Source organism: Robiginitalea sp. (assembly GCF_982776155.1).
This window is the reverse complement of sequence record NZ_CEXZKX010000001.1, coordinates 155,049-170,125: the sequence shown is the minus strand read 5'-3', so window position 1 is coordinate 170,125 and position 15,077 is coordinate 155,049. Positions and strand designations below refer to the sequence as shown.

The 15,077-nt window shown below is 57.1% G+C and carries 9 protein-coding genes; 6 read left to right on the top strand and 3 right to left on the bottom strand.

What is annotated here, in order from left to right:
- Positions 1-8: 8 nt before the first annotated feature.
- Both AC3DKS_RS00650 and gyrA read right to left on the bottom strand, forming a co-directional pair.
- Entirely contained in the window at positions 9-1,271 is a 1,263-nt protein-coding gene (locus AC3DKS_RS00650; RefSeq protein ID WP_474731729.1) for a tetratricopeptide repeat protein, read from the bottom strand.
- Positions 1,272-1,306: 35 nt separating this feature from the next.
- Positions 1,307-3,853, bottom strand: a complete 2,547-nt coding sequence (gene gyrA, locus AC3DKS_RS00645) for a DNA gyrase subunit A (protein WP_015754560.1) — start codon at positions 3,851-3,853, stop codon at positions 1,307-1,309.
- A 263-nt stretch (positions 3,854-4,116) separates the two neighbouring features.
- On the opposite strand from gyrA, the gene AC3DKS_RS00640 reads away from it, so the two are divergent.
- Both AC3DKS_RS00640 and AC3DKS_RS00635 read left to right on the top strand, forming a co-directional pair.
- On the top strand, positions 4,117-6,669 hold the full coding sequence (locus AC3DKS_RS00640) for an ATP-dependent Clp protease ATP-binding subunit (protein ID WP_474731731.1): 2,553 nt from the start codon (positions 4,117-4,119) through the stop codon (positions 6,667-6,669).
- Positions 6,670-6,860: 191 nt separating this feature from the next.
- Positions 6,861-7,274: a hypothetical protein gene (locus tag AC3DKS_RS00635; protein WP_015754557.1), complete on the top strand. Its 414-nt coding sequence runs from the start codon at positions 6,861-6,863 to the stop codon at positions 7,272-7,274.
- 10 nt (positions 7,275-7,284) lie between these two features.
- Here the strand turns inward: AC3DKS_RS00635 and AC3DKS_RS00630 are convergent, their stop codons facing one another.
- Entirely contained in the window at positions 7,285-8,829 is a 1,545-nt protein-coding gene (locus tag AC3DKS_RS00630) for an NAD(P)H-hydrate dehydratase (protein ID WP_474731732.1), read from the bottom strand.
- A gap of 341 nt (positions 8,830-9,170) precedes the next feature.
- On the opposite strand from AC3DKS_RS00630, the gene thrA reads away from it, so the two are divergent.
- From thrA to gcvT, 4 genes are all read left to right on the top strand, one after another.
- A complete protein-coding gene (thrA, locus tag AC3DKS_RS00625; protein WP_474731733.1) occupies positions 9,171-11,609 on the top strand; it encodes a bifunctional aspartate kinase/homoserine dehydrogenase I in 2,439 nt (812 codons plus the stop codon).
- Positions 11,610-11,636: 27 nt separating this feature from the next.
- Positions 11,637-12,584: a homoserine kinase gene (locus tag AC3DKS_RS00620; protein WP_015754554.1), complete on the top strand. Its 948-nt coding sequence runs from the start codon at positions 11,637-11,639 to the stop codon at positions 12,582-12,584.
- 3 nt (positions 12,585-12,587) lie between these two features.
- On the top strand, positions 12,588-13,892 hold the full coding sequence (gene thrC, locus AC3DKS_RS00615; RefSeq protein ID WP_474731734.1) for a threonine synthase: 1,305 nt from the start codon (positions 12,588-12,590) through the stop codon (positions 13,890-13,892).
- Between the two features lie 83 nt (positions 13,893-13,975).
- On the top strand, positions 13,976-15,061 hold the full coding sequence (gcvT, locus tag AC3DKS_RS00610) for a glycine cleavage system aminomethyltransferase GcvT (RefSeq protein WP_272608163.1): 1,086 nt from the start codon (positions 13,976-13,978) through the stop codon (positions 15,059-15,061).
- Positions 15,062-15,077: the final 16 nt, after the last annotated feature.

Sequence of the window (15,077 nt, the reverse complement as noted above, 5' to 3'; positions counted from 1 at the left end):
GCGGGGGCTTATTCGCCCAGGAGTTTCTTGACCCGCATAAAGTTCTCATTGTCGCCCAGGGCGCCATAAATGTTCTTGAGCTGTGTCAGGATGCTCTGGTTGTCGGGATTGACTTTCAGCGCATCTTCCAGGATCTCGGCCCCCTGCATAAAGAGGCTGTCCTTTTTCTCCTTCAACTCGTCGTATTTGGCGATATCTTCCCGGGAAGTCCCCAGGGCGTTCATATCGTCGATCAATGCGTTCCCCTCGTTCACATAGGTGGTAGACAGGTTCAGCTGGGCATTCACGTAGCCCGGGTTGATCTCGATGGCCTTGTGGTACGCCTCGCGGGCCTCCTCAATCCGGTCCATCTCCATATTGATCACCCCGATGTTGTAGTAGAGGTCCGGGTTGTCCGGTGCCATGGTGGCTGCCTCTGCCATCAGTTCGCTGAATTTCTCCTTGTCACCCATCTGGTAGTAGAGGTTCGCCTCGTTCAATACGAGGTTTACATCGTCCGGATTGTTGGCCCGGGCGTCCTTATAGGCTTCCAGGGCTTTTTCATTTTCCCCGAGCTGGGTGTAGATCAACGCCATATTCTTGACGATCTCGGCTTTCTTGGAGGGCTCCTTCTCGTCTACGGGGTCCGTATACGTTCCCGATTTTACCATCAGATCGCGCTGCGCCTTGTTCATCTCCTCCACTTCGCCGGTTTCCACGTTGGTGGCCTTGTAGACCACGCCGCTCCCGTCATAGCCAATGTCCTTCAGTTCCTGGTAGAAATCCATGGCGCGCTCGTAATTCCCGCCATTGACAGCACTGCTGGCCGCGTAATACAGGTAGATGGTATCCGTCGGGCTGATCTTGTAACTCATATAGAGCTTCTCGGCAGCCGCATCGAAATTTTTGGCGTTGTTGTCATCCACAGCGGAGTTTACCAGGTCGGCCGACATGGCTTTTAAACGTTGCTGTGCTTCACCTGAGTTCCGGTCCTTACCGCTTTGTTCCTCCACCTCCAGGACTTTCCTGAAGGAAGCCACCGCTTCCTCAAAGGCGCTGTCGTCGCCTTTCTTGGCCAAATCCGCGTAGACCTGCCCGCGTACCAGGTGGTACTCGGACTGCAGGCGTTCGTCTTCCCCGGCAATGACGCCCTGAACGGCGTCCAGGCTGGCTTTCGCCTCGGCGGTGTTCCCGTCTTTCAGGGCTTTCTCCGCATCCCGGATCTCTGATTTTTGTGCTATTGCGGCAGACCCGATAAGCAGGGCTGCCAGAAGAGTCAATCTAGTTTTCATTAAAAAAGTGTTTATGCAAATTTAGTGTTTATCAATTATTTTCCGGACTCCGTCCCTTCGGAATCCGCCCCATCTGTATCAAGGGTCGTGCCATCCTCGGCATCGACCTCGATATTCAGGATGTCCGTGTCGTCCAGGTCGTCTTCGTCTTTCATCACTTTGGCAACAGCGGCGATGGAATCGTTGTCCTTCAGGTTAATCAGCCTTACGCCCTGCGTGGCGCGCCCCATGGTGCGGAGGTCTTCCACGCTCATCCGGATTGCAATCCCGGATTTATTGATGATCATCAGGTCGTCCGAATCCGATACGTTCTTGATAGCTACCAACCCGCCGGTTTTTTTGGAAATGGAGATGGTCTTAACCCCCTTGCCCCCGCGGTTGGTAATCCGGTAATCGTCCAGACTTGAGCGCTTGCCGTAACCGTTCTCGGAAACGACCAGGATGTCCTCGTCAAAATCGTGGACGCTTACCATACCGATGACCTCGTCGTTGTCGTCGGCCAGGGTAATGCCGCGGACCCCTGAGGCGCTCCGGCCCATCGGACGGGTCTTGCTCTCCTCAAAGCGGATGGCCTTCCCGGATTTGAGCCCGAGGAAGATCTGGCTGGACCCGGTGGTGAGGCGCGCTTCGAGCAGCTCGTCCCCTTCCCGTATGCCGATGGCGATAATCCCGTTCTGACGGGGCCGGGAATACTGTTCCAGGGACGTCTTTTTCACAACCCCCTTCTTGGTGGCCATGATTACAAAATGGCTGTTCACGTATTCCTCGTCCTTGAGGTCCTGCGTACAGATAAAGGCTTTTACCTTGTCGTCCTGTTCAATATTGATCAGGTTCTGGATGGCCCGGCCCTTGGAGGTACGGCTGCCTTCCGGTATCTCGAAGACCCGGAGCCAGTAACATTGGCCCTTTTGCGTAAAGAACAGCATATACTGGTGGTTCGTCCCCACAAACAGGTGTTCCAGGAAATCCTCATTCCGGGTGGCCGAGGCTTTTTGCCCGACCCCTCCCCGGTGTTGCGTCTTATATTCGGTCAGGGGGGTACGCTTGATGTAGCCGGCATGGGAAATGGTGATCACCACCTGCTCGTCCGGGATCATGTCCTCGATGCTCAGGTCGCCCCCGGCGTAGTTGATTTCACTGCGGCGGTCGTCGCCGTATTTATCCCGGACCTCCCGGAGTTCGTCTTTGATGATCTCCATCCGGCGCTCCTCCCGGGCCAGGATGTCCTTCAGGTCCTCGATGGTGGCCAGGACTTCTTCGTACTCGCTGCGCAGCTTGTCCTGCTCCAGGCCGGTCAGCTGGCGGAGGCGCATCTCCACGATGGCGCGGGCCTGTACCTCGCTCAGCTCAAACCGTTTAATCAGGTTTGCCCGGGCCTCTTCGGCGTTGGCACTGCCCCGGATAATGGCGATGACCTCGTCAATGTTGTCCGAGGCGATAATCAGCCCCTCCAGAATGTGCGCTCGTTCCTCCGCCTTCCGCAGTTCGTACTCCGATCGCCGGACGACCACCTTGTGCCGGTGGTCTACAAAATGCACAATCAGGTCCTTGAGGTTGAGGAGTTCCGGACGCCCGCCCACCAGCGCGATATTGTTCACGCTGAAGGAAGATTGCAGTGCCGAATACTTATACAGCATATTCAGCACGATATTCGGGATGGCGTCCCGCTTGAGCACGTAGACAATCCGCATCCCCTTCCGGTTCGACTCGTCCCGGATCGTGGCGATGCCCTCGATTTTCTTTTCGTTGATCAGGTCGACGGTCTTCTTGATCATGTCCGCCTTGTTCACCTGGTAGGGGATTTCCGTGACGACGATGCACTCCCGCCCCTGCACCTCTTCGAACGTGGCCTTGGCCCGCATAACTACCCGGCCCCGGCCTGTTTCAAAGGCCTCCTTGACGCCGTCGTAGCCGTAGATGATGCCCCCGGTGGGAAAATCGGGCGCCTTGATGTGCTGCATCAGGCCTTCGATGGTAATGTCGCGGTCGTCGATATAGGCGATGGTGCCGTCCACCACCTCGGAAAGGTTGTGGGGAGGCATATTGGTGGCCATACCCACAGCGATCCCCGAGGCGCCGTTGACCAGCAGGTTCGGGATGCGCGTCGGCAGGACGGTGGGTTCTTCCAGAGAGTCGTCAAAATTAAGCTGGTGGTCTACCGTTTCCTTGTCGATGTCCGCCAGCATCTCCTCGGCGATCTTCCGCATGCGGGCTTCCGTATACCGCATGGCCGCCGGGCTGTCGCCGTCTATGGAACCGAAGTTCCCCTGGCCGTCCACAAGCATGTAGCGCATGCTCCAGTCCTGTGCCAGGCGCACCATTGTATCGTAGACCGAGGAATCCCCGTGCGGGTGGTATTTACCCAGGACTTCCCCGACGATACGGGCAGATTTCTTGTGGGCACTCGTGGAGCGTACGCCCAGTTCGTGCATGCCGTAGAGGACGCGCCGGTGCACCGGCTTGAGGCCGTCCCGAACATCTGGCAGGGCACGTGACACAATGACCGACATCGAATAATCGATGTAGGCCGATTTCATCTCATCTTCTATATTAATCGGAATCAGTTTCTCTCCTTCCGCCATAACTGAATCGGGCTTGTATTTTTGTGGTTAAAAAATCATGCCAATATACGTAAAAACCACCCCTTTGTGGCAGGTTGCGCAGGTTTTATTAAAGATTTTATCAACACCAAACCCCCCTTGGTTTTTTGATAAAATCCAGGCCATATATTTTGCACTTCCTTGTTTTTTTCGTCATTTAGGGAAGCTTTATCGAATATAGGTACGGTATTTGACGTTCTTATAATAAGTTTTACTAATTTTAAAGTTGAATACGCACTAGGTATATGGATGATAATTTCTCACCGCGAGTAAAAGATGTAATTGCTTACAGCAAGGAGGAGGCACTGCGCCTGGGCCACGACTTCATCGGGACGGAACACCTGATGCTCGGCCTGCTGCGCGACGGGAACGGGAAGGCAATCAGCATACTCGATGCGCTGGACGTGGACCTGGACCACCTGCGCAGAAAGGTGGAAATCCTCTCCCCGGCGAACCCGGAAGCGGGCTCGCAACCCAAGGATAAGAAAAACCTGCACCTCACCCGTCAGGCGGAGCGCGCCCTGAAGACCACCTTTTTGGAGGCCAAATTGTTTCAGAGCTCATCCATCAATACGGCGCACCTGCTGCTCTGTATCCTGCGAAACGAAAACGATCCGACCACCAAGCTTCTGCACAAGATGAAGGTGGACTACGACGGGGTCAAAGAGCAATTCAAAAGCATGATCACCAGCGACGACGACTATACGGACAGCCCGACCTCGGAATCCTTTCCGAGCGATTCGGACGACACCGGGGACAGCAAGGAGGGCACTTTTTCAAGCGGTACCTCCCAGAAAGGAAACAAGAAATCCAAAACCCCCGTCCTCGATAATTTTGGCAGGGATCTCACCCGCCTGGCGGAAGAAAACAAACTCGACCCGGTTGTCGGTCGGGAAAAGGAAATTGAACGCGTCTCGCAAATACTGAGCCGCCGCAAAAAGAACAACCCGCTGCTGATCGGGGAACCCGGGGTGGGCAAAAGCGCCATCGCCGAAGGGCTCGCCCTGAGGATCATCAACAAAAAGGTATCCCGCATATTGTACAACAAGCGCGTGGTAACCCTGGACCTTGCGTCCCTGGTTGCCGGCACGAAGTACCGCGGGCAGTTTGAAGAGCGGATGAAAGCCGTGATGAACGAACTGGAAAAGAACGACGACGTCATCCTGTTTATCGACGAGATCCACACCATTGTGGGAGCCGGAGGCGCCACGGGAAGCCTGGATGCGTCCAACATGTTCAAGCCGGCCCTCGCCCGGGGCGAAATTCAATGCATCGGGGCCACGACCCTGGATGAATACCGCCAGTACATCGAGAAGGACGGCGCCCTGGAACGGCGTTTCCAGAAGGTGATGGTGGAACCGACCACGGTGGAGGAAACCATCGAAATCCTCCGCAACATCCGGGGAAAATACGAGGATCACCACAACGTAAACTACACGGAAGAGGCCCTGGTGGCCTGCGTGAAGCTCACGAACCGCTACATGACCGACCGCTTCCTCCCGGACAAGGCAATCGACGCCATGGATGAAGCCGGATCGCGGGTGCACATTGTGAACATGGACGTGCCCAAGCAGATCCTCGAGCTCGAAAAGCAGCTTGAAGAGGTGCGCGAACTCAAGAACAGCGTGGTCAAGAAACAGCGTTACGAGGAGGCCGCCAAATTGCGGGACGACGAAAAACGACTGGAAAAAGACCTGTCTACCGCCCAGGAGAAATGGGAAGAAGACAGCAAACTGAACCGGGAAACCGTCTCGGAAGACAACGTCGCCGACGTGGTCTCGATGATGAGCGGCATCCCGGTCAACAAAATTGCCCAGACCGAAAGCAATAAGCTGGCCGAATTGCCGCAGCTAATCAAGAACAGCGTCATTGGGCAGGACGAAGCCGTGGCCAAGGTGGCCAAAGCCATCCAGCGGAACCGGGCCGGGCTGAAAGACCCCAACAAGCCGATCGGGAGTTTTATTTTCCTCGGACAAACCGGGGTCGGGAAAACCCAGTTGGCCAAAGTACTCGCCAAGGAACTCTTTGACTCGGAGGACGCCCTGGTGCGGATCGACATGAGCGAATACATGGAAAAATTCGCCATCTCCCGCCTGGTGGGAGCGCCCCCCGGCTATGTCGGCTATGAGGAAGGCGGGCAGCTCACCGAAAAGGTGCGGCGCAAGCCCTACTCCGTAATCCTGCTGGACGAGGTGGAAAAGGCACACCCGGATGTTTTCAATATGATGCTGCAGGTACTCGACGACGGCTTCCTCACGGACAGCCTCGGCAGGAAGATCGACTTCCGCAATACCATTATCATCATGACCTCGAATATCGGGGCACGGCAACTCAAGGATTTCGGCCAGGGTGTCGGCTTCGGTACCTCGGCGAAGAAATCCCAGGCCGATACGCACCAAAAGAGCGTTATCGAGAATGCTTTGAAAAAAGCCTTTGCACCGGAGTTCCTCAACCGGATTGACGACGTTATTGTATTTAACCCACTGGAACGGGAGCACATACACGAGATCATCGAAATCGAACTCAAGAAACTCTACGACCGCATTGCGGATATCGGCTACCATCTGACCCTTACCGATAAGGCGCGTGACTATATTGCCGAGAAGGGCTTCGATAAGCAATACGGGGCCCGGCCGCTCAAACGGGCCATCCAGAAGTATATCGAGGATGCCCTGGCCGAAGAGATCGTCAACTCGAAGCTCAACGAAGGGGACAGCATCACCATGGACCTGGACGAGGAGGCTGACAAGTTGACCATTTCCATTAAGAAAGCGAGTAAATCCTCCAAGGAAGCCTGATTGGCACTGTAAGGGGAAAGGTATCGGGGTCATCTTTGGATGACCCCTTTTTTTATGCTTGTCGGTCAGGCTTCGTAGGAATCGTTCGACATAGCCCGGACGCTGGAACCGCTTATACGATATTTATGTCGATAATCTATTATTTTTCTCAAACGGATACCTGACGCATACTTTCGTCTCAGACACACTATATGAATATGGGCAATAATACAAGACCGGCCAAAAAGACCGTGATCGTGCGGGAATACCAGCTCGATGTGGGGAAGATCCAGGTTTACGACAACTACCTCGTAGCCATTTTTGACGAAGGCGCCACACTGACCCTGGAGAGGGCCTACCAGATTATCGGGATATCCGAAATCCATTTCCGGGACAAACCCTTCGGGATCATCAGCCATCGCAAACATTCCTTTGCCATCGACCCCGTGGTCTATACCTACCTGCGGGAACTTGAAAACCTCAGGGCGTACGCCATCGTATCCTCACGGGAAGTGGACATGCACAACTTCAATATCGAGCGCATGTTCTACAAAAAACCGATGAAATTTTATATCGAGTACCGCAATGCCCTGGACTGGGTCCGGCGTCGGGTAAAAGCTGCCTGAAGTCCGGCGCTTACCCCTCCTCCCCTTCTTTGGGCTGGGGCGGTGTGGCTTCTGCGTACAGCTCCCTGAAGGCCCTGCCCAACGCCCCGAAAAGGTCGCTGGCAACCAGGGCTTCGGGTCCTGTTTCCGAAACGACCAGATCTCCGGCGCGCCCGTGCAGGTATACACCGAACACGGCTGCTTCCAGGGCCGGGTATCCCTGGGCGAGCAATCCGGTTAGTATCCCGGCGAGTACATCGCCGCTGCCGGCAGTGGCCATCCCGGGATTGCCGCTGCTGTTGATAAACCCCTTTCCCTCTCCGAGTATTACCGTATAGGCGCCTTTGATAAGCAAGACGCAATTGTGGTCTGCTGCAAAGGCGCGGGCTTTCTCCAATTTATCGAAATCATCCGTCCACTCCCCTATCAGCCGGGCCAGTTCGCCCGGATGCGGGGTCAGGATACTCCCGGCAGGCAGGTTGGCAAGCGCTTCGGGATGGGCCGAGAGGCTATTGAGTCCGTCGGCGTCCACCACTACCGGCTCCCTGACCCGGCCCAGCCATGCAAAGAATGCTTTGGCGGTATCCTTCTCCGTACCCATTCCCATGCCCACGCCGTACCGGTACCCGGAACCCGGTTCCGGGAAGGCGTCCAGGTATTGTTCCCGCCCGCAGGTTTCCACCATGACTTCGGGAACGCCGGCCTGAAGGGGCAGGTAGCCGCACTTGGGAACCCATGCCGAAACCAGTCCGGCCCCGGCCCTCAGGCAAGCCGATGCGGCCAGGGCCACAGCTCCGATTTTTCCGTGGGAGCCGCCCACGATGCAGGCATGTCCGAAAGTCCCTTTATGGCTGAATTTTCCGCGGGTCCGGTGCAGCGCCCGAGCCTCGTCTGCCCCCACCCATTCATATTGTGCAGCCACTTCGTTGAGGTAAGTGGTGTCGAACCCGATATCCAGCACCTCAAAATCCGCTGCGAATTCCCCGCTCCCGGGAAGGAAAAAAACGAGTTTCGGCGACCCGATTGTCAGCACAAAATCAGCAGCCAGCACACCTTCGGGATGGGCAGGCATGGCGTCCATCTGCAGCCCGGAAGGCAGGTCCACCGCCAGCCGGAAGGCATCGGCCGCATTCATGTGTGCAATGAGGTTTCGAACCCAAGGGGCCGGCGGACGGCTCAGGCCGATTCCGAATATGGCATCCAATAGTATATCCGCTTCGGAGATATCCGGCAACCCGCTGTCCGCGTCCAGAGATTCCGGCTCGATTTTGCGCTGGCGGAGCCGTTCCAGGTTAATCCGAAAGTCCCCGGACCGCTTCTCGCTGTAATTCACCAGGTAAACCTGTATATGGTATCCGTGCTCGGCCAGGTGGCGGGCCACGGCCAGGCCATCTCCCCCATTGTTACCCGTGCCGCAGAAAATGTGTATCCGGACCGGGGCGCCCTGCAGGCGGTTGTGCAGCCAGTTGAATATCGAAGCGGCAGCGCGCTCCATCAGTTCAGTGCTGCTGATCCCCTGGGCTGCCAGGGTCCTGCGGTCTGCTTCGTAACTCTGTTCTTTGCTGAGGATCTTCATGATACCAGGTCAATTGCCGCCAGTCCGGAGGGATTTCCGGCATTGAACGATTTTCGGGAATCCCTACAAAAGTAGCAGCAATCCGGAGCAAAAAGCAACATTTGGTGCGGACTTTGTAAAAATCCGGTAAATCCTTGCACGGGGTTCCAAATGTGCTACTTTTGACAGGCGTATCAAAAACGTTCACGCCATGCGATCAGATTTTGCCGGCATATCCGCTTTCCGCTTTGCAGCGACCCCGCTGTCCGCCACGGGATGCACCCCCTGGGGGTAAGAACCTGTATTTATCTCCGGCCCGATCTGTATTGTAACCTGTTTCCAACTCCCTTAAGTCACTCTTTATGAAAGTCCTGAAATTTGGCGGCACCTCCGTAGCAAATGCCCAGGCGATTTCCGAAACCTGTAAAATAGTTACCGACGCCGGCCGTCCCCTGGCCGTTGTGGTCTCCGCCCTGGGCGGGGTAACCGACCTGCTTCTCCTGACAGCCGCCCAGGCTGCTGCCCAGCAAACAGACTACCAGGAAAGCCTGGCCTCCCTCGAGAAACGGCACCTGGACACCATACGCGAGTTGATCCCCCCGGCCCGGCAGGCCGCGGTCATCGGACGCGTAAAAACGGACCTGAATACCCTGGAAACCCTGTTGGAGGGCGCCTTCCTCATTGGGGAAACCACCCCGAAACTCCTGGATAAAATTGTGAGTTACGGGGAACTGCTGTCCTCCTTCCTCATTGCAGCCTATTACGAAAGCCAGGGGCTTCCGGCCGTTTTCCGGGACAGTCGCGAACTGATCGAAACGGATGCCACTTTTGGCAATGCGCATGTGCGGATGGATGCCACCCGCACCAAAGTCCGCGAGGCACTCCATAAGCCTGAGGAAATCAGTATCCTGCCCGGTTTTGTCGGGGCCACCGCTTCCGGGGATACCACGACCCTCGGCCGGGGAGGCTCCGACTATTCGGCGGCCATACTGGCTGCCGCCCTGGGCGCCGAAGAACTGCAGATCTGGACGGATGTCAGTGGCATGTTCACGGCCAACCCGCGCCTCGTCCGCCAGGCGCGGCCCATCCCGCTCATCTCTTACGAGGAAGCCATGGAGTTATCCCATTTCGGGGCCAAGGTACTCTATCCGCCAACCATCCAGCCCGTCCTGGATGCAGGTATCCCGATCCGGATCAAAAATACCTTCGACCCCCATACGGACGGCACACTGATCCACGCCCGCGGCAACACGGAGGGCCGGACCGTCCGGGGGATCAGCCATGTCCCAGGGATCGCCCTGGTCTCGCTTGAAGGCCCCGGCATGATCGGGATTCCCGGGATCAGCAAACGCTTTTTCGAAACCCTGTCCGATGCGGGCATCAGCATTATTTTTATCACCCAGGCATCCTCCGAGCACTCCATTTGCGTGGGGATTGCCGCCCTGCACCTGGAGCGAGCCATCCAGGCGGTGAACGACACGTTTGCCTATGAAATGGACCGACAGCTCATCAAGCCGGTGCAGGCAGAAGACGACCTGGCGATTATCGCCCTGGTGGGCGATCAGATGAAGCAGCACCAGGGGCTCAGCGGTAAAATGTTCAGCGCCCTGGGACGTAATAACGTGAATATCCGCGCAATTGCCCAGGGGGCCTCCGAGCGGAATATTTCGGCTGTTATCCGGTCGGGGGATGTCAAGAAGGCGCTTAACACACTGCACGAGGCCTTTTTTGAGGAGCAGGTCAAACAACTCAACCTGTTTGTGATGGGCGTGGGAAATGTCGGTTCGCGCCTGTTGGCGCAAATTGGCCTGCAACAACGCGTCCTGAAAAAGGAATTGCGGCTGAACCTGCGGGTGGTGGGGATCTCGAATTCCCGGAAAATGGCCTTTGACGCCTCAGGGCTCCCGGTTGCGGAATGGCAGGATGTCCTGGAGAAAGGGGAGCCGGCCAACCTGGACGCCTTTTTTTCCCGCGTACGCGAGCTAAACCTACGCAATGCCATCTTTATTGACAATACGGCCAGCGAAACCGTTTCGGGCTGGTATGCCTCCTACCTGAAAAACAGTATTTCCGTAGTGACCTGCAACAAGATTGCCTGTTCCTCGGAGTACGAAGTATATGCCCGGCTCAAGAGCCTCGCCCGTACCTACAACGCCCCCTTCCTTTTCGAAACCAATGTGGGTGCCGGCCTGCCGGTTATCGATACGCTGAAAAACCTGATCCTCTCCGGCGACCGGGTACGCCGCATCCGGGCGGTACTTTCCGGTAGCCTGAATTTCGTCTTCAACAACTATAACGGGAAGGATTCCTTTGCCGATGTTGTTCGGCTGGCCGGGAAAGAAGGGTACACGGAACCCGATCCGCGGATTGACCTGAGCGGGGTGGATGTGATGCGGAAGATCCTGATCCTGGCCCGGGAAAGTGGCCTCCGACTGGAGATGGACGCGATCGAAAACCGGTCGTTCCTGCCCGAGGGAGCCCTGGAGGCCGAAAGCGTGGACGCCTTTTACGAAGTCCTCGAGCAGCAGGAGCCTCATTTCAGAAGGCTTTGGGAACAGGCCGATGGAGCGAATTGCCGATTGAAGTACGTGGCCCAGCTCGACGGGGAAAAGGCTTCCGTAGGGCTGGAGGAAATCCCGGAAGGTCACGATTTCTTTAACCTGAGCGGAAGCGACAACATCGTCCTCTTTTATACGGACCGGTACAGCGAGCAACCCCTCATAGTAAAAGGGGCCGGGGCCGGGGCCGAAGTCACAGCTTCGGGCATCTTTGCGGACATTATCCGAATTGGTAACTTCTAAGGCCTGAACGGGCCTGGCATTTCGCAGATGAAAATGAAAACAGAAAAACTTACCGTCTTTGCCCCGGCAACAATTGCCAATCTGTCCTGCGGTTTTGACGTGTTGGGCCTGGCCCTGGACGGCATCGGCGATATCCTCCACCTGGAATTGACCCCGGAGCCCGGGGTATCCATCACCCGGGTTACCGGGGCCGACATTCCCCTGGAAACCGACCGGAACGTAGCGGGAATTGCCGGCATGGCCTTCCTGGAAGCGGCCACAGGCTATTCGGGGGGCGTACGGATCGAAATCGAAAAACGCATTGCCCCGGGCAGCGGTATCGGCAGCAGCGCGGCCAGTTCAGCAGGCACCGTCTGGGGGTTGAATCAACTGCTGGGGGAACCCTTCGGCCTGCCGGACCTGGTGGGGTTTGCCATGAAAGGGGAAGCCCTGGCAAGTGGCGCGGCCCATGCCGATAACGTGGCGCCTGCCCTGTATGGCGGGATCACCCTGGTCCGAAGTTCCCACCCCCTGGACATCGCCCGGGTACATTGCCCAGAGGCGCTGCATGCCTGCATCCTGCACCCGCAAATTGAATTGAAAACCTCCGATGCGCGCAAGGTGCTCCGCACCTCCATCCCGCTCTCCAAGGGCATCCGCCAGTGGGGCAATGTGGGCGGGCTGGTCACTGGCTTGTTTACAGAAGACTTCGGGCTGATCAGCCGGTCGCTCGAGGACTGTATCATCGAACCGGTGCGGTCCCTGCTGATCCCCGGGTTCGACACGCTTCGGGAAGCCGCACTGGCGGCGGGCGCCCTGGGGTTCGGAATTTCCGGCTCAGGGCCCTCGGTGTATGCCCTGACCCACGGGGCCGATACCGCGGAGGCCGTTTCCCGCGCCCTGGGCAAAGCATATGACGCCATTGACATCCCGTATACGCTCCACCACGGCCCGGTGAACCGACGCGGAATCTATTCCATAAACCCGAATACCTGACCGATGCGATACCACAGCCTGAACCTGAATGCCGCCGAGGTACCTTTCCGGGAAGCCTCTATCCAGGGGATTGCCCCGGATAAAGGCCTGTATTTCCCGGTGGAGATTCCCCGCCTGCCGGACAGCTTCTGGAAGAACCTCCGGGAAAAACCCGTAAATGAAATTGCCCTGGAACTCATGCGGCCCTTTGTTGGCGATTCCATACCGGACCCCGACCTCGGCCGCATCCTCGAGGAGACGCTGAGCTTTGAATTCCCCCTGGTGGAGCTTTCCGAAGGGGTCTACTCCCTGGAACTCTACCACGGCCCTACCCTGGCCTTCAAGGATGTGGGCTCCCGGTTTATGGCCAGGTGCCTGGGGCATTTCTCTAAGGATTCCCCGGCTGAAATTACTGTTTTGGTGGCCACCAGCGGGGACACGGGAGGAGCAGTTGCAGACGGGTTCCTCGGGGTGCCCGGTGTGGAGGTGGTGATCCTGTATCCCGAAGGCAAGGTGAGCGACATCCAGGAACGCCAGCTAACCACCCTGGGGCAGAACATCCGGGCACTTCGGGTGTCTGGCAGCTTTGACGACTGCCAGCGCATGGTCAAACGGGCCTTCCTGGATAACGACCTGAAGGCCGCCCGACAACTCACCTCGGCGAACAGTATCAACGTGGCCCGGTGGATTCCGCAAATGCTGTATTACGCGATGGCGTGGAGGCAGCTCGGGCCCGATTCCAAACCCCCGGTATTTGCCGTACCCAGCGGGAATTTCGGGAATATCTGCGCCGGGATGCTGGCGCATCGGATGGGTATGCCCTGCCGGCAGTTTGTGGCGGCGACCAACGTCAACGACACGGTTCCCCGGTTTATGGAAAGCGGCCAGTACGCCCCGGAAAAGGCAGTCCCCACCATCTCCAATGCCATGGATGTAGCCGATCCGAGCAACTTTGTCCGTATCCGGAAGCTTTTCGGCTACCGCTTCCCCGACCTGGATGCAGTGATGACTTCCCATGCCTATACGGACGGGCAGACCCGGGACGCCATGCGGCACCTACACGAGACCTACGGGTACATCGCCGACCCGCACGGTGCGGTGGGCTACCTGGGCCTGTCGGATTACCTCCTGCAGGACCCGGGGGGTCCGGGTATTTTCCTGGAGACGGCCCACCCCATTAAATTTCGCCCGGAAGTGGAGCGTACGCTGGGGCTTGAACTGGACCTGCCGGAACGACTCCGAGGCCTGCTGGAACGGGATAAAACCGCCCTTCCGATTACCAGCTACGACGATCTCCGAAGGTTCCTGATGCAGCCCCCGGGCAGTTGAATTTGCCTGCCAATTCAATGGGTGCCCGCCCCTGACTTCCAAACTATTTTCAATACATTTGCCGCGTAATTAATCCGGCATCGATGAAAGAAACCGCGCTCAGGCAGGTACACGAGGCATTGGGGGCTAAAATGGTCCCTTTTGCCGGCTACCTGATGCCTGTATCCTACGAAGGCGTTAACGCCGAGCACCAGACTGTACGGGAAGGTGTCGGCGTATTTGACGTATCCCACATGGGGGAATTCCTCATTGAAGGACCCCGGGCCCTGGAACTCGTTCAGCGGGTCTCCTCCAACGACGCTTCCAAGCTGGAGGTGGGCCGCGCCCAGTACAGTTGCATGCCCAATGAACGCATGGGGATCGTGGACGATCTGATCGTTTACCGCATCAAGGATACGACTTATTTACTGGTGGTCAATGCGTCCAATATCGACAAGGACTGGGACCATATCAGCAAATACAACGAGGGGATCGGCGCCGAAATGCGCAACCTATCCGATGCGTACTCCCTCCTGGCGATCCAGGGGCCCAAGGCGGTTGCCGCCATGCAATCCCTTACTTCCGAGGACCTGGCCGCCATCCCGTTTTACCATTTTGCGGTCGGGGATTTTGCCGGCATTCCCAACGTGATCATTTCGGCCACCGGGTACACGGGTTCCGGCGGCTTTGAAATCTATTGCAAGAACGAGGAAGTCGGCCAGGTCTGGGAACGGGTGATGGAAGCCGGGGCGGCATACGGAATCAAGCCCATCGGCCTGGCAGCCCGGGACACCCTCCGGCTCGAAATGGGTTACTGCCTCTACGGCAACGATATTGACGACAGCACCTCCCCCCTGGAGGCCGGGCTGGGATGGATTACGAAGTTTACCAAGGAATTCGTCAACCACGAGGCACTCGCCGCCCAGAAAGCAGCAGGCGTGGAACGCAAGCTGGTCGGTTTTGAAATTGAGCAGCGCGGGATCCCCCGCAAGGATTACATCATAGCGGATGCAGACGGCCAGCCGATTGGCCGGGTAACCTCGGGAACCATGTCGCCGAGCCTCAACAGGGGAATCGGGCTGGGTTACGTGCCCGTTGAATTCGCAGCCCCCGGAACGACGGTAAATATCCAAATACGCAATAAAAACGTACCCGCAACTATTGTGAAACCCCCGTTCTATAAAGGATAGAATCTGTAAACAGGAG

What these genes read in the sequence shown, in the direction of transcription:
- AC3DKS_RS00650 (WP_474731729.1), bottom strand. Translation starts at nt 1,271, where the DNA reads ATGAAAACTAGATTGACTCTTCTGGCAGCCCTGCTTATCGGGTCTGCC.
- gyrA (WP_015754560.1), bottom strand. Translation starts at nt 3,853, where the DNA reads ATGGCGGAAGGAGAGAAACTGATTCCGATTAATATAGAAGATGAGATG.
- AC3DKS_RS00640 (WP_474731731.1), top strand. Translation starts at nt 4,117, where the DNA reads ATGGATGATAATTTCTCACCGCGAGTAAAAGATGTAATTGCTTACAGC.
- AC3DKS_RS00635 (WP_015754557.1), top strand. Translation starts at nt 6,861, where the DNA reads ATGAATATGGGCAATAATACAAGACCGGCCAAAAAGACCGTGATCGTG.
- AC3DKS_RS00630 (WP_474731732.1), bottom strand. Translation starts at nt 8,829, where the DNA reads ATGAAGATCCTCAGCAAAGAACAGAGTTACGAAGCAGACCGCAGGACC.
- thrA (WP_474731733.1), top strand. Translation starts at nt 9,171, where the DNA reads ATGAAAGTCCTGAAATTTGGCGGCACCTCCGTAGCAAATGCCCAGGCG.
- AC3DKS_RS00620 (WP_015754554.1), top strand. Translation starts at nt 11,637, where the DNA reads ATGAAAATGAAAACAGAAAAACTTACCGTCTTTGCCCCGGCAACAATT.
- thrC (WP_474731734.1), top strand. Translation starts at nt 12,588, where the DNA reads ATGCGATACCACAGCCTGAACCTGAATGCCGCCGAGGTACCTTTCCGG.
- gcvT (WP_272608163.1), top strand. Translation starts at nt 13,976, where the DNA reads ATGAAAGAAACCGCGCTCAGGCAGGTACACGAGGCATTGGGGGCTAAA.